Origin of the sequence: Treponema ruminis (assembly GCF_014201975.1) — a bacterium.
GTDB classification, from domain to species: Bacteria; Spirochaetota; Spirochaetia; order Treponematales; family Treponemataceae; genus Treponema_D; species Treponema_D ruminis.
In genome coordinates this window covers 124,304-142,680 of record NZ_JACHFQ010000004.1, presented here as the reverse complement: position 1 = coordinate 142,680, position 18,377 = coordinate 124,304, and the positions used below count along the sequence as shown (strand labels likewise).

22 protein-coding genes are annotated in these 18,377 nt (G+C 44.0%); 8 read left to right on the top strand and 14 right to left on the bottom strand.

Going from position 1 to position 18,377, the window contains the following annotated elements; all coding sequences use genetic code 11:
• Positions 1-12: 12 nt before the first annotated feature.
• From HNP76_RS06730 to HNP76_RS06710, 5 genes are all read right to left on the bottom strand, one after another.
• Positions 13-834, bottom strand: a complete 822-nt coding sequence (locus HNP76_RS06730) for a transporter substrate-binding domain-containing protein (protein ID WP_184658808.1) — start codon at positions 832-834, stop codon at positions 13-15.
• Positions 835-1,017: 183 nt separating this feature from the next.
• On the bottom strand, positions 1,018-1,938 hold the full coding sequence (locus tag HNP76_RS06725) for a LysR family transcriptional regulator (protein WP_206173054.1): 921 nt from the start codon (positions 1,936-1,938) through the stop codon (positions 1,018-1,020).
• Positions 1,939-1,944: 6 nt separating this feature from the next.
• A complete protein-coding gene (locus HNP76_RS06720) occupies positions 1,945-3,417 on the bottom strand; it encodes a nitrogenase component 1 (protein ID WP_184658804.1) in 1,473 nt (490 codons plus the stop codon).
• A gap of 9 nt (positions 3,418-3,426) precedes the next feature.
• Positions 3,427-4,755 carry a nitrogenase component 1 gene (locus HNP76_RS06715; protein WP_184658802.1) on the bottom strand — a complete coding sequence of 443 codons (1,329 nt, stop codon included), beginning with the start codon at positions 4,753-4,755 and terminating at the stop codon, positions 3,427-3,429.
• A 2-nt stretch (positions 4,756-4,757) separates the two neighbouring features.
• Positions 4,758-5,186: a NifB/NifX family molybdenum-iron cluster-binding protein gene (locus HNP76_RS06710; RefSeq protein ID WP_184658800.1), complete on the bottom strand. Its 429-nt coding sequence runs from the start codon at positions 5,184-5,186 to the stop codon at positions 4,758-4,760.
• A gap of 218 nt (positions 5,187-5,404) precedes the next feature.
• Here HNP76_RS06710 and HNP76_RS06705 point away from each other — a divergent pair, with 218 nt between their 5' ends.
• Entirely contained in the window at positions 5,405-5,812 is a 408-nt protein-coding gene (locus HNP76_RS06705; RefSeq protein ID WP_184658798.1) for a flavodoxin family protein, read from the top strand.
• A gap of 27 nt (positions 5,813-5,839) precedes the next feature.
• A complete protein-coding gene (locus tag HNP76_RS06700) occupies positions 5,840-6,382 on the top strand; it encodes a glutathione peroxidase (protein ID WP_184658796.1) in 543 nt (180 codons plus the stop codon).
• A gap of 185 nt (positions 6,383-6,567) precedes the next feature.
• Here HNP76_RS06700 and HNP76_RS06695 read toward each other — a convergent pair whose 3' ends face one another.
• Positions 6,568-7,434, bottom strand: coding sequence for an NAD-dependent epimerase/dehydratase family protein (locus HNP76_RS06695; RefSeq protein WP_184658794.1), 867 nt, complete (start codon positions 7,432-7,434; stop codon positions 6,568-6,570).
• Between the two features lie 118 nt (positions 7,435-7,552).
• Between HNP76_RS06695 and HNP76_RS06690 the strand changes: the two genes are divergently transcribed.
• Positions 7,553-8,731, top strand: coding sequence for an iron-containing alcohol dehydrogenase (locus tag HNP76_RS06690; RefSeq protein WP_184658792.1), 1,179 nt, complete (start codon positions 7,553-7,555; stop codon positions 8,729-8,731).
• Between the two features lie 22 nt (positions 8,732-8,753).
• Here the strand turns inward: HNP76_RS06690 and HNP76_RS06685 are convergent, their stop codons facing one another.
• Complete coding sequence (locus HNP76_RS06685; protein WP_184658790.1) at positions 8,754-9,242, bottom strand: NAD(+) diphosphatase; 489 nt, start codon at positions 9,240-9,242, stop codon at positions 8,754-8,756.
• 103 nt (positions 9,243-9,345) lie between these two features.
• On the opposite strand from HNP76_RS06685, the gene HNP76_RS06680 reads away from it, so the two are divergent.
• The 4 genes from HNP76_RS06680 (at position 9,346) to HNP76_RS06665 (ending at position 11,175) form a co-directional block, all read left to right on the top strand.
• On the top strand, positions 9,346-9,519 hold the full coding sequence (locus HNP76_RS06680; RefSeq protein WP_184658788.1) for a DUF7724 family protein: 174 nt from the start codon (positions 9,346-9,348) through the stop codon (positions 9,517-9,519).
• Positions 9,520-9,561: 42 nt separating this feature from the next.
• Positions 9,562-10,152 carry a hypothetical protein gene (locus HNP76_RS06675; protein WP_184658786.1) on the top strand — a complete coding sequence of 197 codons (591 nt, stop codon included), beginning with the start codon at positions 9,562-9,564 and terminating at the stop codon, positions 10,150-10,152.
• Between the two features lie 461 nt (positions 10,153-10,613).
• Positions 10,614-10,853: a hypothetical protein gene (locus HNP76_RS06670; protein WP_184658784.1), complete on the top strand. Its 240-nt coding sequence runs from the start codon at positions 10,614-10,616 to the stop codon at positions 10,851-10,853.
• A gap of 172 nt (positions 10,854-11,025) precedes the next feature.
• Positions 11,026-11,175 (top strand): YqaE/Pmp3 family membrane protein, encoded by a 150-nt coding sequence (locus tag HNP76_RS06665; protein ID WP_184658782.1) that lies wholly within the window; start codon positions 11,026-11,028, stop codon positions 11,173-11,175.
• Positions 11,176-11,240: 65 nt separating this feature from the next.
• Here HNP76_RS06665 and HNP76_RS06660 read toward each other — a convergent pair whose 3' ends face one another.
• Positions 11,241-12,317, bottom strand: coding sequence for an acyltransferase (locus HNP76_RS06660; protein ID WP_184658780.1), 1,077 nt, complete (start codon positions 12,315-12,317; stop codon positions 11,241-11,243).
• Between the two features lie 105 nt (positions 12,318-12,422).
• Positions 12,423-13,295 (bottom strand): radical SAM protein, encoded by an 873-nt coding sequence (locus HNP76_RS06655; protein ID WP_184658778.1) that lies wholly within the window; start codon positions 13,293-13,295, stop codon positions 12,423-12,425.
• A gap of 308 nt (positions 13,296-13,603) precedes the next feature.
• On the opposite strand from HNP76_RS06655, the gene bioB reads away from it, so the two are divergent.
• Positions 13,604-14,713 (top strand): biotin synthase BioB, encoded by a 1,110-nt coding sequence (gene bioB, locus HNP76_RS06650; RefSeq protein ID WP_184658776.1) that lies wholly within the window; start codon positions 13,604-13,606, stop codon positions 14,711-14,713.
• A gap of 55 nt (positions 14,714-14,768) precedes the next feature.
• On the opposite strand, the gene HNP76_RS06645 is transcribed toward bioB, so the two are convergent.
• Genes HNP76_RS06645 through HNP76_RS06625 form a run of 5 tightly spaced genes read right to left on the bottom strand, consistent with a single transcriptional unit; the run spans position 14,769 to position 18,280 of the window.
• Positions 14,769-16,163, bottom strand: a complete 1,395-nt coding sequence (locus HNP76_RS06645; protein ID WP_184658774.1) for an MATE family efflux transporter — start codon at positions 16,161-16,163, stop codon at positions 14,769-14,771.
• Between the two features lie 26 nt (positions 16,164-16,189).
• On the bottom strand, positions 16,190-16,789 hold the full coding sequence (locus HNP76_RS06640) for an energy transducer TonB (RefSeq protein ID WP_184658771.1): 600 nt from the start codon (positions 16,787-16,789) through the stop codon (positions 16,190-16,192).
• Between the two features lie 11 nt (positions 16,790-16,800).
• Positions 16,801-17,202, bottom strand: coding sequence for an ExbD/TolR family protein (locus tag HNP76_RS06635; RefSeq protein WP_246462640.1), 402 nt, complete (start codon positions 17,200-17,202; stop codon positions 16,801-16,803).
• Positions 17,203-17,214: 12 nt separating this feature from the next.
• Positions 17,215-17,622, bottom strand: coding sequence for an ExbD/TolR family protein (locus HNP76_RS06630; RefSeq protein ID WP_184658769.1), 408 nt, complete (start codon positions 17,620-17,622; stop codon positions 17,215-17,217).
• Positions 17,623-17,644: 22 nt separating this feature from the next.
• A complete protein-coding gene (locus tag HNP76_RS06625) occupies positions 17,645-18,280 on the bottom strand; it encodes a MotA/TolQ/ExbB proton channel family protein (RefSeq protein WP_184658768.1) in 636 nt (211 codons plus the stop codon).
• Positions 18,281-18,377: the final 97 nt, after the last annotated feature.

Below are 18,377 nucleotides of genomic sequence, written 5' to 3'. Positions count from 1 at the left end.
ATTTCTTTGTTTTTATTTGTTGATGTTTTTAGTCGTGTCTGAGCCCAAGTCTTTGATTGCAAGTTTTGCAAGCTCGCCTGAATCAATCAGTTTTTTGAGGGCTCCGTCTACATCAGCCTTGAGGGTCGGATTGTCCAGATTGAAAATGAAATAAGCCGCTGAAGTTGAAATAGGCTCCTCAACGAGACGGAAAATTCCACCATATTCTTTTTGAATCTGGTTGAAGCTTGGAATATTTGTGAAGAATGCGTCATAAGTGCCGTTTTTCATTGCCGCAACGACCTGCTCGTTAGTCAGCGCCGCTGTAAGAATGGCATTAATCTGCTCGTTCGGGTGGTCTTCGTTCCAGTGCTGAAGAATTGCTCCAGTCGCGCTTCCAGTTTGAGCCTGAGCCGCCTTTCCAACCAGGTCTTTGAGGGAGTGAACGTCAGTATTTTCCTTCAATACGACGATGTATTTTGAAAAGTCATTGTAGCCGTATTCCGTAAAAAGATAATTCTTCCTTCGCTCCGGATTTGACTCATAGGCATGGGCACCGATGTCAACTTTTCCTGCTGAAAGGGCAAGCAGAATGTTCTTGAAGTCAAAAGTCTGGAATTCAAATTTATACTGGGGCAAAAGCTCGTCAATCGCCTTCATTACGTCAATCTCGTAACCTGCAAGCTCACCCTTTTCATCAAGATAGCAGTAAAGCTGCATGTCAGAGCCTGTACCAACGATAACGGTCTGAACTTCAGTCTTTTCCTTTTTGCATGAAAGTAAGCCAAAAGTCAAAAGGGCAAGTGCCAAAGCCAAAACAGTCTTACCAAGATTTTTTAAAGTAAATTTTTTCATAAAGCCTCCTCTCTAGGTCGTTATTACCTAGCACAGTAGTAGGTATATATTTTTTTAAGAATCTTTTCTAATATATTTTTTTTATAGGTGTTATAGGATTTTTCTATAAGTTAGGACAAAAAAAATTCTTAAAAGAATTAAACTGTGACTGTAACTTCGACGATGCTCAGTGACCGTACGAATTTAGCACACAAAGCCCGCGATATTCAAAGTCCGCCGCACCGCATCGATGTAATTCAGGCTGATTTTTTCGATTTTTACGCTGCTTTTTGAAATGTAGCCCAGCTCAAAACTGTGGCTAAGTCCGTCATCGGGATTCTGTAGCGGAACAAGGACAAAATCTTCGTTCGTTTCTTCTGCAAATACACCGGAAAGAAAAGTGTAGCCGTCAAGAGTTTTTAGAAGGTTCAGTTCCGTGGCCCGGTCAGCAACCGTAATCGCCTGATTCAGGCCGTAGCGTTCAATCACTTCATCGGAGAAAAATGACTTAACATCGTCGGTGTCAAAGGTCACGAAGCGGTAATCCGAAAGTTCGTCGAGCGAGACCGACTCTTTTTTTGCCAGCGGATGATTTTTGTGAAGGTATACAAAGGCATTACATTCGGTGAGATGATGAAATTCAAGGTTATTCGATTTGAGACTTTTTGAAATTGACTCGCGGTTGGAATCACTCAAGTAAAGAATGCCGATCTGGCTTTTTCCGAGGGCAACATCCGCAATCACAAGCGAAGCTTTTTTTTCGCAGAAAGCAAAATCATAGTCCTCGTCCGAAAAATCCTTTACGATTTCGACAAAGGCCTTCCGCGCAAAGGCATAATACAATGTCGTGACCGAAAAAGTTTTCTTTTCTGACGAAGTATATTTTTTGAGAAGTCTTTCGTAATGTGAATAAAATTCTCTGGCGTCACGGATGAATCTCGCACCAGTTTCTGTCGGCTTCACTCCGCGGGCTGTGCGGTTAAAAATCTGAAAGCCAAGCTCATCTTCCGCGTCATGCAGAGAAGCTGAAAGAGAGGGCTGCGAGACAAAAAGCCTTTCCGCAGCCTTGTTGAGCGAAGTAGAATCTGCCACGCCAAGAATGTATTTTATTTGCTGTAGAGTCATAAAACTCTAGCGTTTGCTTTCAGCGTTGATGAACTTTTCGTTGCTCTGCTCGTACCACCATTTTGTATACGGAAGCTTGATTCGGGCGGCAAGGTTTTTCTCGAATGAGCGGTTTGTAACGGTGTCGCGAATCAGTTTTGCAAAGCTCAAAGTTCCCTCGTAGCCAAAGACTGTGTACTCGTCGGCAACGAAGACTGCGGCATAGCCCTGCTTGATTGCCCAGACGGTTGTACCCGGGTGTCGGCTAAAGTAAACGTCAGGCTTGTAGCGGTTGAGGATGTTCAAAACCTCGTAGTTCTGCTGGTCGGCCACGGCAACCTTCATGTCCTTAGGGCTGTTTTTGAGCAAATGCTCCAGTGCCGGCGGAACTTCCCCGTTGTCGTACTTGTAATCGTAGTGCCATGCAAGGGCGTAATCGATTGTCATGCCGAATTCCTGCAAAACGCGGGCAATCTCGTAAGTAAAGCCTGGTCCCATTCCGATTACAGCCCGAAGTCCACGAAGCGGCTTGATTGCCTCTTCAATCTGCGGAATAAAAATCTCGCGCTGTTTTCTGATGTAAGCTTCAACCTGCTCACGGCGGCCAATTGCATCCCCGATTCCACGAAGCCATGTTTCAAATCCTGTAACACCTGAATGGTTGATTGTGCGGACATAAGGAACGCCGTAAGTCTCTTCCAAAGCGTTTCCAAGATAAGTTCCCAGAGTACCGCAGATACAGACCGTTGCCAGAGCCTCGCTCAAATGGCTAAGTTCTTCGATTGTCGAGTTACAGTACAAAAACTGAGGATCTGCGTCAAAGACTTCGTTGAAAATCTTTGTAATCTGAGGGCGGGCGCTCTCGTAGAAGTTCTTGATGTTGATGATTCTACGTTTTTCTTTCGGTGGCTTTACGATTCCCTGCAAAACGGCGTGATCGGAAATATCAAAACCACTCGCCCAGATTCGGCTCTTGAAGCCTTCGCAGTGAACAGGAATCACAGGAATCGGAAGTTCCTCGTTGATTTCGTCGGCCAGCCCGTCAACGTCCTCACCGATAACGCCCGAAACGCAGGAAGTCGAGATAAAAATTGCGTCCGGCTTGTAAGTGTTGTAGGTGTGCTCAACGATTTTGCGCAGGTCATTCATCGCGCCAAAAACCGTGTCCTTTTCGTTCAAGTCCGTGCAGACAAAGACCGAATTTGTGGTTTTGTTGATTCTGGCTGCAATCTGGCCGAATTTTACGTTGTCGTTTGAGGCCATTGCGGTACAGCCTGCCGGTGCATGATAGACGACTGCCACATTTCGGATTGCGGCAAGGGCATTCAAGGCACAGCCCGAAAGACATGAGCTTGATTGTGAGAAGCATCGCTCGCGGTTTTTGAGTGAGCCGCATTCTGAACGGTATACGAGCGTTTCAAGGTCGCCCACAAAACCTGTGATTGAGCCGAGTCGGTTTTCACGAACGGCAAGATTTGCGTTTTTAAAGTTATATGGCATGGTTATCTCCTAAAGTTTCAATTTGCTCATTGCGGCTGAGAAAATCTGCTCAAGCAGATGAAGTCCGCCTGAGTAGCCTGCGATGTGGTCGTTGATTACGAGCTTTTCAAGCATCGGATAGCTTACGTTCACATAATGCGCACCGATTTCAGCAGCAAGCTTTTTCTCCCAGTTGGAGCCGATAATCAGCGGAGTGCCCGCAAAGTCGGTCTTTTTAATCTGCTCGTGAATGTCGTGACCGTCTGTCGTAAACTGAACTTCTGCCTGAATTCCGTAGTTGAGATTTGAAATCTCATTGGCAATCTGTGTACGGAAGGCTTCCGGCGCATCGTCAGTGATAAAGACTTTCTCCGGGAAGAGTCCCATGTCGTTTACAAGGAATTTTGTGACTGCCATAGTGTACTGGCTGTCGCTTGCAACCGTAAAACGCTTGCCCAGGATTCGGGTTTCAAGCAGGGTGTCTGCAAATCGCTCGATATAATAGTAGAATTCAGCTTCTTTTTCGGTGATTACCTTTTCAACCAGATCTTTATCCGCCCCAGTGAATTCCTGTACAGCACGAAGGAATTTTGTAGTTTCTGTAGCACCAATCGGCAGAATCGGATAATGCAAAAGCGGAACCTTGAATTTTGTCTCAAGATATTTTGCGCTTTCCAAACCAACCCACGGCGAAATCAGAATCGTGAACTCAGCCCGTGCGGCATTTTTGATGTTCTCGATTCCTCGGCCAAAGCCGAAGATCGTATTTGGTTTGAGACCGATTGCAGAAATCAGGCTCTCAATTTCACGAAGGTTTCCGAGCCAGTAAGGATCCTGCTGCGGCGGGCCTGCGAAAATGTTGACCAGACCTTTGATTGTTCCGCCGGCTTCTTCACGCTCGTCGCGGACTTCCGGGCGGTTAAGGTACTGTTCGAAGATTGACTTCAAAATCCAGTCGTGGCCCACGTAGTTGTTGCCTTTAAAGCCAGGAGTTTTTGCCCAGATTACAGGCTTTTCTTCGTCCTCAAATTCCTGAGCAACTTCCTTGATGTCGTCGCCGATAATCTCGCCCGTACATCCAGAAAGTACCACGAACAAGTCAGCGTCGATTACGCGCAGTGCATTGTGAATAGTCGAGCGCAATTTTTCAGCACCGCCAAATACAACTTCCTTCTCCGAAATCGAAGTACAAGGGAAGATGTTCGGGCTGTATCGTCCGCTGGTTCCATTGTTGTCGTTCAGTTTTGAAGCACATCCCGGTCCCGAATGAAGAACAGGAATTGCCCCCGTAATCGACTGAACAGTCTGCATAGCCGCCAACGCACACTTGTATCGCGGCTGATCAAGAATTTTCGCCATACCTAATACCTCTTTTGTTTTCTTTCTTTTATTTTTATTCTGTATTCGTTGATTTTTGCTATTGCTTCTTCAATCGGAAGAACTATGTCGTAGGCAGTCACGTCGTATTTTGCCAGTGCACGGATTGCATGCGGGCCTATGCGCGCAACCAGAACATAGTCAACATCGCTCAGAGCCTTCGCAATCTCGTCCATGGGAGAAGAGCCTGATCCCGCTCCGTTGTGACCGCCGCAGCCAGAATCGCTCCCAGACTGCACTCCTCCACAAGAGCCGCCTGAGCAGGCAGCCGTGACATCTCTCTCCCCGATGTCCTCTGCCTTGCCGCTCTCTTCATCAACTTCGAAAATCAAAAAAGACTGAACATGTCCGAAATGAGAATCGACTGTTTTTCCATCGCTCGTGGCAACCGCAACCTTATATTTTTCTGACATAGTACCCCTGTAAAGCAAAAGATTGTTTCTGGTAATACGGATAACCTATCGCCTTACTAGGTTTATTCTATAGGTTTTAACCTACTTATGCAATAGCTAAAACCTTTTTTTTTATATTTCTGAAAATTTACCTTGACAATTTGAGGCAGAGGCATTATTATAATTTTTAGATTGTATACAATCTAATTTAGTTAAATATTTATTCAAACGGAGGTTATATGAAATTCGCTGTAAGATATTACACTAAAACCGGTAACACAAAGCGTCTTGCAGAAGCAGTTGCAAATGAACTTGGCGTTGAAGCCCTTCCAATCAGCGAAGGCCTTAACGAGCAAGCCGACATTTTGTTTTTGGGAAATTCTTACTATGCTTTTACAATCGACCCGGAAGTCCGCTCTTTTATCGCTGGTCTTTCAAAGGACAAAGTCGGCAAGATTGTAAACTTCGGTTCGGCAGCCCTGCTCAATTCAACTTACAAAAAAGTAAAGGCCGAAGCCGCTAAAGTCGGAATTCCAGTTGATGAAAAAGAATTCCATTGCAAAGGCGAGTTCAAGGCACTCCACAAAGGAAGACCAAACGAAGATGACTTAAAGGCTGCAAGAGAATTTGCACGCCAGTATAAATAATCAACACAAACACAAGGAGATTAAACTATGATTTATGATTACGAAGTAACAACAGGCAAAGGCGAGACACTTAAACTTTCTGAGTACAAGGGAAAGGTAATTCTTATCGTAAACACTGCAACAGGCTGCGGATTCACCCCACAGTACGCACCAATTGAGCAGCTTTACAAGGACTACCACGAAAAAGGCCTTGAGATTCTTGACATTCCTTGCAATCAGTTTGGCGGTCAGGCTCCGGGAAGCGACGATGAGATTCACGAGTTCTGCTCACTTCACTACAACACAACCTTCCCGCAGATGAAAAAATCTGACGTAAACGGCCCGAACGAACTTCCTCTCTACACATACCTCAAATCTCAGAAAGGATTCGAAGGCTTTGACGAGCATGAGTTGAAGGGAGTTCTCGAAAATATGTTCAATGCCGCAGATCCAGACTGGGCTAAAAAACCTGGCATCAAGTGGAATTTCACAAAATTCCTTGTTGACCGAAGTGGAAACGTAGTAGCCCGCTTTGAGCCTACTGCCGACATGGCCAAAGTTGAGGAATGTGTCAAGGCATTGCTTGGCTAAGTTTTTGCCCTAAAGGCAGCTGGCGGTTCTTGAGAAAATAAAGCGGCTCAAAAAAATAGGCTTTAGCGGGCGCAAAAATGTTTTGAGTCTTGGCCTGAACATTATTTTTGCGGCCGCACTGCTTGCACTCTTCCTAAAAGATGGAAAAGGAAACACTTGCGAAACTTTGACAGAAATCACACTCTTCAGCTTTTATTTTCCATAAAATAATCAAGCAGCTCATAAATCCATTCATGCAGATTTGTAAAATTAAATCCCAGTTCGCGGGCTTTGTCGGTGTTTATGCTGTGCTCAACTTCACCGTTATAGGGAGCATTTTCGCCATCGCCAGAAATAACCGCCTTTGAGCCAGATTTCTTTTCGATATATTCTATGATTTGCCTTAAGCTGACTGTGCCACAAGAAGCCCCGTTTACAGCCCCCTTAAAATCTTTGTCTGCAAGAAAAGCCATAAAGGAACCGGCTTCATCGGAGCGGATAAAGCTCATCTGACAGTCAAGGTTGTCGATTTTCATGGGAAGTGAATTAAGGACGTGCTCAACATAGAATTGCAAGCGCCTGGTGTAGTCATCTTTTCCGATTACATAGGGGTAACGCACCGCAATAAAATTTCGGTCTGAATATTTCTGCCACAAGGCACATTCCGCCTGGCGTTTTACCTCGCTGTATGAAAAATCAGGCCGGTCGCACCAGACAAGTTTTTTTGAAAGCGGATCGAATTCAGATTCTTTTATATCAAAATGCTTTTTTTCATAGACGGCCGTGCTTGACATATAAATGTATTTGTCGCAATCAAGCACGTCCAGCAATTTTCTGATGTCATTGGAACTGTAGGCAATCTTATCAATCACAAGATCAAAATGTCTGCCGGAAAGCACATTCTTTAAGCTTTCGGCGTTCGTCCGCTCAAGCACAAGACGGCTGACTCTTTCACCATAAGAATCTGATGAAGTGCCCCGCGTCGCAATCGTAACTTTGTGGCCATTTTTTAGAAGTTCATTTACCGTGTGAATTCCAAAAAATCTTGTTCCGCCCAAAACTAAAATATTCATGCTTAATTTTAACTTATACAAAAGCAAAGAATCAATCCCGAAAAATTCCTTGCTTTTCAGATATTCCCAACTTACAATTATAAAATCATCTGGCACATACCACTATTACGGAGGAAAAATGTTCGGCTTCAATTATTATACACCTACAAAAGTCGTGTTCGGAAAGAACACCGAAGAAAAAGTCGCGGATTTGATTAAGGAATTCGGCGGAAAGAAAGTTTTGATTCATTATGGCGGCGGAAGCGTGGTTCGCTCAGGTCTTTTGCCTCGTGTCAAAGGCTTTTTGGACAAAGCCGGAATCAACTATCTGGAACTTGGCGGTGCTGTTCCCAACCCTCACCTTGGGCTTGTACGCGAAGGAATTGAACTTTGCAAAAAAGAAGGAATTGATTTCCTCCTCGCAGTGGGTGGCGGAAGCGCGATTGACTCAGCAAAGGCGATTGGTTACGGTGTGGCCAACGACGGCGATGTGTGGGATTTTTACGACTACAAGCGAAAAGTAACAGGCTGTCTTCCGATTGGCGTTATTCTCACGATTGCGGCAACAGGAAGCGAAATGAGCGATTCTTCTGTTATCACAAAGGAAAAAGGGCTTGTCAAACGCGGATATTCAAGTGATTTTGGCCGTCCGCGCTTTGCAATCATGAACCCGGAACTTACGATGACCTTGCCGGATTATCAGACTGCCTGTGGCTGCACGGACATAATGATGCACACAATGGAACGCTATTTCACGAACGGCGGCAACATGGAAATCACCGACTCAATGGCAGAAGCCCTTCTCCGCACAGTCAAAGAAAACGCAAAGATTCTTGCAAAAGATCCCAAGAATTATGACGCACGTGCCGAAGTCATGTGGGCAGGAAGCCTCGCGCACAACGGACTCACAGGCTGCGGAAACGACGGCGGCGACTGGATGACTCACAAACTGGAGCACGAGCTTGGAGGTCTTTACGACGTGGCACATGGTGCAGGGCTTGCGGCAATCTGGGGAAGCTGGGCACGATACGTTTACAAAGACTGCCTCCCCCGCTTCAAAAAATTCGCAATCAATGTAATGGACGTTGAAAAGGCTGGCACAGATGAAGAAATCGCGCTCAAAGGCATCGAAGCCATGGAAGATTTCTACCGCGAAATCAAAATGCCGACAAATCTCCGCGAACTGGGCGTAAAAGCCTGCGACGAAGACTTAAAACTCATGGCACACAAATGCTACGTGGGCACCGGCGGCCCCAAAGGCTCAGCAAAACTTCTGAATGAAGAAGATATGCTGGAAATTTTTAAGATGAGCCGGTAAAAGGAAATAAGTGGGCGTTGAACTAACGCCCATCAAGATAAGCGTTCAAAAACTTAGAAGCCAGGCTGTCTGGGAGAATATTCTTTCGGGCTTCATCTGGAGCAAACCATTTGTAAGAATCAATTTCTTTGTTCGGATTAAGTTCGCTAGCATCTTTTACGAAAGCCGTAAAATTGCACATAAGCGTGTTTGACTTTTCAAAGAAACTCGTTCTGTTGAAATGAACTCGGCTTGCAGTCATGCCTGTTTCTTCCTTGATTTCACGAACGGTGGCATCCTCAAGCTTCTCACCACGGTTCACATAGCCCGCAACAAGAATATAAACAGGCCGCCCATATTGCTGAATCAGAAGAATCTTTCCAGTTGACTCATCAATAACAATCATGCTGACAGCCACGTTATAAAGCGGGAACCGATACTGACCGCATTTTTCGCAATAAGGAACAAGCCCCTCACCTTCAAGCTCCTTTTCGACAAGAAGCGTACCACATTCTGTGCAATATGAACTCATGGAAATATTGTAGCAGGAAAAATTGAAGTGGGTAAGATAGTGGAGAAGAAAGCCAACAAAAGAATTTATTGGAAATTTTCAGCAATCATGTTAATCTGTTTCTATGCAGAAATCTACAACGGCATTTTTGAGCAGCAAAGGCAATTATTCAACTTTCTCTTTTAATGGCACAACCCTGACATTTTTGACTTCAAAGAATCTTGAGCGATACACAAAAGTCAAAAAATGGGATAACGGCTACATTGTCGTCATGGCAAAAAACAAATCGAAGAAATAGCAGAAAAAGCATTGTATAATTAAATAGCAAGGAGATTTTACAATGAAAAAAATATTATTGACTTTAATTTTTGCACTGCTTCCATTCACAATTTTAGCAGCTCCATTTGGCTTGAAAATGGGAATGTCTCTTGATGAAATCTCTGCACAATGTGAAGAAGAGCCTTCTTTTATGAAAGATGATGTCTATCTGGTGAAACCAAAGAAAAGTCACCCGATGTTTTCATATTATGCGGTATATGTAAATGAAAAGGTTGGTTTATATCAGATAAGAGCAATTTCTGACTCCGTTACATGTAACAAATATGGTACGGAAATTCAAAATGCTTTTAATTCTGTAAAAGACAGAATCGCTAAAACTTACGGTAAACCGAAGATCATAGATAAGGTTGATCCTAACATACATTCTTTTTTACAAAAAGCTGAGCATTGGTTTCAAAACTTAAAAGACGGTTCTTGTCAGCTTTCTGCAATTTGGGGTGAGAATACTCAACTTGCCGATGATTTAGAAACAGTTGCTTTGGACTGTGTAGCTGATAACAGTGTCTTTCATTTTGAAGATGCTCATCTTGTTCTATACTATTATTTTAGCAATGCTAAAGCTGTCGAAGATGAGCAAGATGATGTGTTTTAGAAATAATCCCATTATCTTGACTTTTACCCGAAATATGCTATATTAAAAAAGACGGAACACCATAGCAATGTGGTTGTCTCCTTTCAGCTGATTGAAAGCCTGCCAGAGTTTGACCACACGGGCAGGCTTTATTTTTGCTTCTTACAAGATTACTTGAAGAGAGCGAGTGCTTCTATAAGCAAAGTTACAATCGCAATGCCAAGCATCGCTTTTTCGTAATTCGTCATATCTGCACGAGTCTCCCATTCGTTAAGATTAGGAGACAGCCCACCTTGCTTGGTGTTCCAACGATTTAAATTTATACTATATTATTATACTAGTCAAGCATTTCTGTTATTCAATTCGCAACTTGTTTTCTGTGCAAATTCTGATATACTTTTGATATAAAATGTCAGCACTCAAAATAAGTACATATTGCGAAACAGAATAAAAATCATTCTATCATTTTATGGAGGATTCCCATGATTTTTGATTATTCAGATGGTGATTTTATTATGCCACTAGACGACAGCATGGGCATGGACTCTGACGGTAATCTGCACATGCGCATGGACGACAATTTATCTATGGAAATGGATTCGGGAGATCTTCATTTTACTTCCCCATGGAATAGAACTGACGATACTGATTTAAGCAATGAAGAAGATGATGATGACAATGATTTTCTTGGTCTAGGCAGATTCTTTCGTGGATTATGGTAACAAATTGATTATTCAGTCTCGCACAATCGAATCTATTGACTTTAGCCACCACACGGGTAGGCTTTATTTTTGCTTCTTACAAGATTACTTGAAGAGAGCGAGTGCTTCCATATAAACATTGCGACAGAATCAGAATAATGTGCTATAATCTATTCAAAAAAAGGACTAAATCATGAGCATTCTCCGCGTATTATTGTGCATTCTCTTTCCGCCACTCGCAGTTTTGGACAAAGGCTGTGGCTCAATCATCATCGTTACCCTTCTTACACTTGTCGGCTGGGTTCCCGGCGTAATCGGGGCTTTGGTGATAAACAACAAGTAACGCGGCTTTTCGGGCATCGTCGCGCTGCTTGAATGTCGGAGTTTCAAGTGCTAATCAGCAGTTTCCTAAGCCCTGACAAGTTTTCGAATTCCCTTGATTTTTGAAAAGATTAATGTCGCAGCAAATGAACTCGTAAAAGTCAGGGCAAAAATCAAAAGAATATACACAAACGGCCTGGATTCGGCGAAAGACTTGTACGGAATGAGCACGAGAAAAACGTCAAGAAAAAAGACATGCGTTATATAAACTCCAAACGAACTAGCCGAAAGAAGCTGCACTGCTTTTCCTTTTGTTTCCTGGCCTCCAGATATGGAGTTCATAAGCGTAAAAATTCCCACACCATAAACGAATGCAGGCAAAGTGTTCATCTCCACCATATAATCACGAATTTTCGGATTTGAATTGATTTTGAACTGAACGGAAAGCACAATAAAAACGAGGGCGACAAAACCAGAAACGATAATAAGGCTCCGGAGTTTACCTTTTGGCGGGAAAGTGACAAGATACCAGCCAGCGAGCATATACGGAATATATCCAGTGGCATATTCAAAATGGAATTTGTTCATAAAATCACGAACTGTGAAATCCATTCCATAAGTAAAAACACCTAAAGACTGAGAAGCAAACTGCACCACAATTGCAAGAACAATGAAGCCCAGAATATAATTACGGTTTTCCTTTTTCACGAAAAGCCTCAGAACAGGAACCGCAAGATAAGCCCCCACAAGCATAAACAGATACCAAAGATGCGGGAACCGACCTCTAAGCCGAAGAAGATAATCCAAGAACAATTTTGATTCGACTGGTTTTCCAGCAAACCGGGGAAGCCCAAAAGTCCGCCACGACGCATAGAAAAAAAGCCAGAACAAAAGGAGCATACAGATTCCCAAAAGAGACTTCGAATAAAATCGCTGCGTATCAAACTGTTTTTCCTCGTTCAAAAGCAGCGCCCCCGAAAGAAGCATAAAAAGCGGAGTTCCTGCACGCCCAAGACCATTAAAAATGTTTCCGATAACAAACGTGATATTGTCTGTGTCAGGATCAAAATATGTTACGACATACGCCGAAACATGAATCATCACAACCATTAAAATTGCAATTATCCTGATTAAGTCATAGCCAAAATCTCTTCGTGCAGCCATTCCCAGCTTCTCCTTTAAGAAAAATATATAACTATTTTAAGGAAAATACCACTGGGATAGGCGATATTTTTGCGTCTCACAAAATTAGAATCGCAATGACAAGAATCACCCGTGAGAAAAAGTTTCCTTCGTGTTAACCCGGCCCATGTAGATTTCACTTCCGATGTCGTACTCGCCTGGAACTCCGATTGCATCCGCACGGCAATGAGCACAGTGGGTAAAAATGTTTATGTATGGGAACGCGGCTTTTCGGGCATCGTCAAGCTGCTTGAATGTCGGAGCTTCCAGGTGCTTAAGCTCATTCTGAGGAATCAGCGGAATGATGTTGTAGATGTGCGCGCCTGCGTCTTTTACAGTGTAAGCGATTTCTTCTATGTGGCAGTCATTGATTCCAGGACATAAAACCGTATTCACTTTGATTAACATTCCTGTGTCTGAAAGGCGTTTGATTCCTTCAATCTGATTTTGAATCAGAATTTTTGCGGCCTCGACTCCTGTGTAAATTTTTCCGTGATAAATTATTCGGTTGTTGAGCTGGGCTTCGATTTCCGGCTGTACGGCATTGACTGTGACTGTGAGCGTGTCTATTCCAACCTCAACAAGCTCGTCCGCCTTTTCCGGCAACAAAAGTCCGTTGGTGCTCATACAGCGAATCAGCTGAGGAAATTCTTTTTTGACAAGCCGGAATGTTTCAAGCGCGTAGGGAGTAGCAAGCGTGTCACCAGGTCCTGCAATTCCCACGACTGTAAGTTCCGGGCAGCGTTCGAGCGCGCGGCGGATGTATTCACAGGCTTCTTCGGGTTTGAGAACGGTGCTTGTAACGCCCGGTCTGTTCTCGCTTTCATTGATTTTTCTGTCACAGAAGCGGCATTCAATGTTGCAGCCTGGGGCGACTGGCAAGTGAATACGCCCCTTGTTGTGTTTGTGCGGCCCGAAACACGGATGCTCGCGGTAAATTGTCTGTTCGTCCAATGCCATTTTGTACCTCTTAAAACTTGGCGTTAGCCATCGGGCACGGATGCCCGATAAAATGCAACTTGCAAAGCAGTTAGATATTCCTAGTAAAATAGTAGGTTTATACTACAGGCAATAGCCTACTTAGTCAATAGGGTTTACTCATCTTCTGCGGACCTGCTATCATTAACTTATTGTCAACCAATAATATCATTTTTAAGTTTACATTCTTCCAGATTTTTGATAGACTTTCATACAATTACACTCGGGTAATGTCCAAGCATCTTTGTCAGTCACCCCCCGAATGTAATTCTCAAAAGGACTGATAAAAAATGTCAAATTTAAAAATAAGCGAACTTGCATCAAAAATAATCGATGGCTTCCGACTTTCACGAAATGACGACCTTTCCTTTTTTAAGGATTGCAATCTTGACGAGCTTACAGCTGCTGCCGACAAAATCCGAGAGCATTTCAAGGGCGAGAACGTGGATTTATGCACTATTATCAATGGCAGGAGCGGTCGCTGCGGTGAAAACTGCAAATTCTGTGCACAAAGCGCGCACAATCACACAGGCTGTGAAGAATACAGTTTTTTGGATGATGAAAAAATCATTCAGGCGGCAAAAGCAAATCAAAACGAAGGCGTAAACAGATTCGCAATCGTCACGGCAGGAAAAGCACTTACTGGAGAGGATTTTGACAAGGCGATTCATGTTTATGAGCGAATGAACAAAGAGCTTTCGATAAATCTCTGCGCGTCGATGGGATTTATCACGCGCGAGCAGTTCAAACGCTTAAAAAAAGCCGGAGTCACAAGCTATCATCATAATATCGAAACTTCACGCCGCAATTTCCCGAACATCTGCACGAGCCACACTTACGACATGAAAATCGAGACAATCAAAATCGCACAGGAAGAAGGTCTTTGCGTCTGCTCCGGCGGAATCATCGGCATGGGAGAAACCTTTGAAGACAGAATCGACATGGCACTCTCTCTTTCTGAGCTTAATATCCGCTCAATTCCGATTAATGCGCTTATGGCAATTCCGGGCACTCCGTTTGCGCAAAACAAGCCTCTCTCCGAAGAAGAAATCTTGCGCACAATCGCAATGTTCCGCTTCATTAATCCCCAAGCAAACATCCGTCTTGCTGCCGGCCGAAAACTTCTTAGCGAAAACGGCAAAAAAGCATTCCAGAGCGGGGCAAGCGCGACAATCACAGGAAACATGCTCACCACAAGCGGAAGCACAATCCAAGGTGACATAAAAATGCTTTCTGAAATGGGCCGAAGCGTCAAAGCCATAAAAGGAAGCACCTGCGACTCATGCGACTGCGGATGTGGTTCTGACTGCTGTGACTCAACTTGCTGCGATTCCAGTGACTGCGGATGTGACTCCAATGACTGTGGCAGCTCTTCCTGTGCTTCTGAATGCTGTGATTAATACACAGCAAAGAGACGGAGTGCAACAAACTCCGCTCGCTTTTGAGAAAATTTCCCTATTTTGCTAAATTCACAAGCCACTTCTCCTTTTTAAGCCAGAAGTGGGCGATTGCGATTTTGGGGATTTCCACGGCCTTGATAATCGCATACATTGCAACAGGACCAATCAGAGTAAACTTGGCCATGAAGAAGATTCCAGGAATAACGATGAAAAGATTACCGATTCCATCCACGAGCATTCCCATCATTGTGTCGCCGCCAGCCCTGCTCACCGAAAACTGTCCGTTTATGTAAACCCAAAGCGGCATATAAAGAGCCATCACAAAAACCATCCGCGAACAGATATTCTGGGATTCGAAGCTGAGCTTTCGGAATACGATTGGGACCAAAAACATGCAGCCCAAACCAACGATTGTAAAGAACAGTCCGAAAATTTTTGCACCATTTAAAAGCCAGACTTTTTCCTGGCGGGCCTTTTCGAGACTTCCACTGCCCAAGTCCTTGCCGATGATTACGCCGGTTGCTGTACAGATTCCGCTGAAAGCCACAAAAAACAAGTTGGCGATTGCGAAACTTGCCGACATTCCCGAAACTACATCCGCACCACCCCTTCCATTGTAAAGAGCCGTTGTGATTGTTTCAGCAAGTGCCCAGACCATTTCCGAGCACATTATCATCCATGCTTTTTTGAAAATTTCTTTGAAGAGACCGAAATTCACGCGGAATAAATCGAAAAACTGAATTACGAAAGGCGGGCGTTTTTTTATCATGTAGAAAATGAATGCCAACATTTCAACCAGCCGAGCGATAACCGTGGCGATTGCGGCTCCCTGAACTTCCAGGCGGGGAAAACCGAAATGCCCGTAAATCAAAATGAAGTTGAGGACTGTGTTCACGACCGTAGCGATTACGGAAATCACGAGAGGCACGCGGACTTCACCAATTTCTCGCAGGGAAGATGAAATCATGGTTGAGATAATCCACGGAAGGCCCATGACGCCCATAATCCGCATATATTTGACGCCCTCATCGAGAATCAATGCAGCCTGGGAGTTTCCCACAACCATAAAGCTCAGTATTTTGCGCGGAAAGACAAAACACGAAAGCATATAGATTGAAAGCACACAAAATCCAGCCCAAAGCTTGAAGCAAAAAGCCTGCCTCATTCCGTTCTGATCTTTTGCCCCGGAATATTGGGTCATAAAAATGCCGCCAGCCATGCAGATTGTGTTGGCAAATACCATGAACATAAAAAGAATCTGCCCGCAAATATTTACGCCGGACATTTTTACGTCTCCGAGGCCGGAAACCATAAAATTGTCAATCAGAGAGACAAGATTCTGAATCAAAAGTTGAGCCATTACGGGAACAGCGATTTTGAGCGCATCAAGATAGAATGAAAATGAGCCAAAACCGCTAAATAATCCGCATTTTTTTTGCAAAGACTGCATATCCTAAATCTAGCAGAAAAAATCTGCTAATTCAATGTGAACTTTACCGGGTATCGGTAACGTACCGCGCAATTTTTTCCATTTGCGTTCGCAGGAACACATGTCACGCCCTCCAGAGCCTTTACGGCAGCCTGAGCAAAACCGTGGCCTGGGTCTTTCAGGACTTTTATCTTCTTTATGGAGCCGTTTGAGTCGATGAAAAGCTCCAGATAGACCACGGCTTCGATTCCCTGTTTGAGTGCCATCGGCGGATAGACAATTCGCGAAAGCACTTCCCGGCTCGGGATAATCGGAACGGAAGAAATTTTGTGCTGAGGGAGATAGACAATTTCCTCACGCTCGACTACAACTTCTTCCTTTGTCTCCACGAAATTCTCAGAAGCCTTGGGCTGATTTGAAACAGTCACAACTTCCTTCTTTTCGACTGGAGCAGGCGGAGGCGGAACAAATTCCTGAACATCCACGAGTTTAAAAACCTCGGCTTCCCTAAAATCAACAGTATCAATCTCTTCTTCTTTTGCTGTAAAATTGATGAAATAAAATGCCGCCAGATGAAGAAGAAGTGCGAAAGCGAAAAGTAACGGGCGGGCAAATCCTGAATATTTAGAAATTTTTTCTGCACTCATTTTTATATTCCTTATTTTTCCTTTACGACAAAACTTACAACCCTGTGCTGAAGCGACTGCAAAACAGCGACCACCGAATTCACGTATTTGTAGGGCGTGTCCTTATCCGCAATCACATGAATCCGGACGGAAGGATTTTCTGCGATTGCAGCAACGATTGCCTTTTCCAGAGAAATTGAATCCAGCTCATTTCCGTCAGCTGAAATGATTCCGTTTTTCTGAACCCATATCTCAAAGTTTGAATCGGCCTGAGTCCGCTCCAGAACAGTGCTTTCCGAATAATTGATTTTCTCTTCATAACGCTGATTCATAAGGGAAATCAGCATGATGAAAATCAAAAGCAGGAAGCCGATGTCTGACATTGATGATGTTGTAATCGACGGATTCCGCCTTTTCATTTTTAGCTTGACCATAATTTACCTCGCTTAGCCCGCGTTTTCCATTCTGAACGAAAAGTTCTCGACTTTCAGCTTTCTTATCGTTGAAATCACATCTACGACACTCTGGTAGTGCGCGTCCGGTGAAATCGTAAGAAGGAATGTCATGTTCGGCCACTTCTGGAGCTTAGCCGTAACTTTTTGTGACAGCTCGTCAATGGCAACTTCGTTTCCTTCTATTAATATTCTTCCGTCCGCAAGCAGGCTGCATTTCAATATGTCCTCGGTATTAACCACAATCGGCTTTTCTTTTGAAGGAAGGTTCAGAAGGAAGCCCTTGTTCACGTTAAAGCCCGCAATAACGATGAAGAAAATTATCAGCAGGAAGGAAAGGTCGTTCAAAGAACCAGAACTTCCCGCGTCCTCAACATTATGCCGTACAAAGCGTTTTATCATCTCTTTGTTCCCCGCTTGTCAGTCAAATGGCCTTTGCTTCGATTAACTCTGGAACCAGATCATTGATTGCCTTTGAAGTCTCTGCCGCAAACTTGTCGATTTTCTGAATCAGGAGATTGTATGCGACGAGGGCGACGATTGCAATAATCAGACCGAAAACAGTTGTAATCAAAGCCTCGTAAATGCCGCCTGCAACGAGCTGTGCGTTTACGTCCGTTGCCTCTGCGATTGACTTGAAGGCTCCAATCATGCCCGAAACTGTTCCCAAAAATCCTGCGAGCGGTGCAAGTGAAGAAAGAGCTGTGAGATAGTTGAATCCGTTCTCCATTCGGCGAAGTCGTTCCTGAGCCTCGCTTTCTGCGGCGCGCTCCATTCGGCTCTCACCGTATTTTGCGTTCTGCAGGAGTGCAAGAAGAACTGATGCAACTGTCTGTTTGTGTGTGCAGGAAGCCAGAAATTCCTCGGCCTCTTCTTTTTTGCCCTGCTGCAAGTAATCCATGATTTTGTTTCGGATAGGCGCGACCTTACAGTTGTGCCATGCAAGATAAATGCAGCGTTCGATTACGATAGCGATTGTCGCCACAGAAAAAGCAAGGAGAACCCACATGAAAGGGCCGCCGAGCTTGAACAATTCGATTAAACTAAAACCTTTTTCCATTTTTTTACTCCTTAGCAAGTCAACGTTATCGGCTTGTTAATTATAAGACACTCCGGAACGGCCGAAGTGTCACTTTTTTTAAGCAAATTTTGTATTT

Coding starts and splice junctions, on each gene's coding strand:
- HNP76_RS06715 (WP_184658802.1), bottom strand. CDS start 4,755: ATGGCGAAAATTCTTGATCAGCCGCGATACAAGTGTGCGTTGGCGGCT.
- HNP76_RS06685 (WP_184658790.1), bottom strand. CDS start 9,242: ATGAGTTCATATTGCACAGAATGTGGTACGCTTCTTGTCGAAAAGGAG.
- HNP76_RS06665 (WP_184658782.1), top strand. CDS start 11,026: ATGAGCATTCTCCGCGTATTATTGTGCATTCTCTTTCCGCCACTCGCA.
- HNP76_RS06690 (WP_184658792.1), top strand. CDS start 7,553: ATGTTCGGCTTCAATTATTATACACCTACAAAAGTCGTGTTCGGAAAG.
- HNP76_RS06645 (WP_184658774.1), bottom strand. CDS start 16,163: ATGCAGTCTTTGCAAAAAAAATGCGGATTATTTAGCGGTTTTGGCTCA.
- HNP76_RS06640 (WP_184658771.1), bottom strand. CDS start 16,789: ATGAGTGCAGAAAAAATTTCTAAATATTCAGGATTTGCCCGCCCGTTA.
- HNP76_RS06675 (WP_184658786.1), top strand. CDS start 9,562: ATGAAAAAAATATTATTGACTTTAATTTTTGCACTGCTTCCATTCACA.
- HNP76_RS06695 (WP_184658794.1), bottom strand. CDS start 7,434: ATGAATATTTTAGTTTTGGGCGGAACAAGATTTTTTGGAATTCACACG.
- HNP76_RS06625 (WP_184658768.1), bottom strand. CDS start 18,280: ATGGAAAAAGGTTTTAGTTTAATCGAATTGTTCAAGCTCGGCGGCCCT.
- bioB (WP_184658776.1), top strand. CDS start 13,604: ATGTCAAATTTAAAAATAAGCGAACTTGCATCAAAAATAATCGATGGC.
- HNP76_RS06670 (WP_184658784.1), top strand. CDS start 10,614: ATGATTTTTGATTATTCAGATGGTGATTTTATTATGCCACTAGACGAC.
- HNP76_RS06710 (WP_184658800.1), bottom strand. CDS start 5,186: ATGTCAGAAAAATATAAGGTTGCGGTTGCCACGAGCGATGGAAAAACA.
- HNP76_RS06705 (WP_184658798.1), top strand. CDS start 5,405: ATGAAATTCGCTGTAAGATATTACACTAAAACCGGTAACACAAAGCGT.
- HNP76_RS06630 (WP_184658769.1), bottom strand. CDS start 17,622: ATGATAAAACGCTTTGTACGGCATAATGTTGAGGACGCGGGAAGTTCT.
- HNP76_RS06680 (WP_184658788.1), top strand. CDS start 9,346: ATGCAGAAATCTACAACGGCATTTTTGAGCAGCAAAGGCAATTATTCA.
- HNP76_RS06725 (WP_206173054.1), bottom strand. CDS start 1,938: ATGACTCTACAGCAAATAAAATACATTCTTGGCGTGGCAGATTCTACT.
- HNP76_RS06700 (WP_184658796.1), top strand. CDS start 5,840: ATGATTTATGATTACGAAGTAACAACAGGCAAAGGCGAGACACTTAAA.
- HNP76_RS06660 (WP_184658780.1), bottom strand. CDS start 12,317: ATGGCTGCACGAAGAGATTTTGGCTATGACTTAATCAGGATAATTGCA.
- HNP76_RS06720 (WP_184658804.1), bottom strand. CDS start 3,417: ATGCCATATAACTTTAAAAACGCAAATCTTGCCGTTCGTGAAAACCGA.
- HNP76_RS06635 (WP_246462640.1), bottom strand. CDS start 17,202: ATGGTCAAGCTAAAAATGAAAAGGCGGAATCCGTCGATTACAACATCA.
- HNP76_RS06655 (WP_184658778.1), bottom strand. CDS start 13,295: ATGGCATTGGACGAACAGACAATTTACCGCGAGCATCCGTGTTTCGGG.
- HNP76_RS06730 (WP_184658808.1), bottom strand. CDS start 834: ATGAAAAAATTTACTTTAAAAAATCTTGGTAAGACTGTTTTGGCTTTG.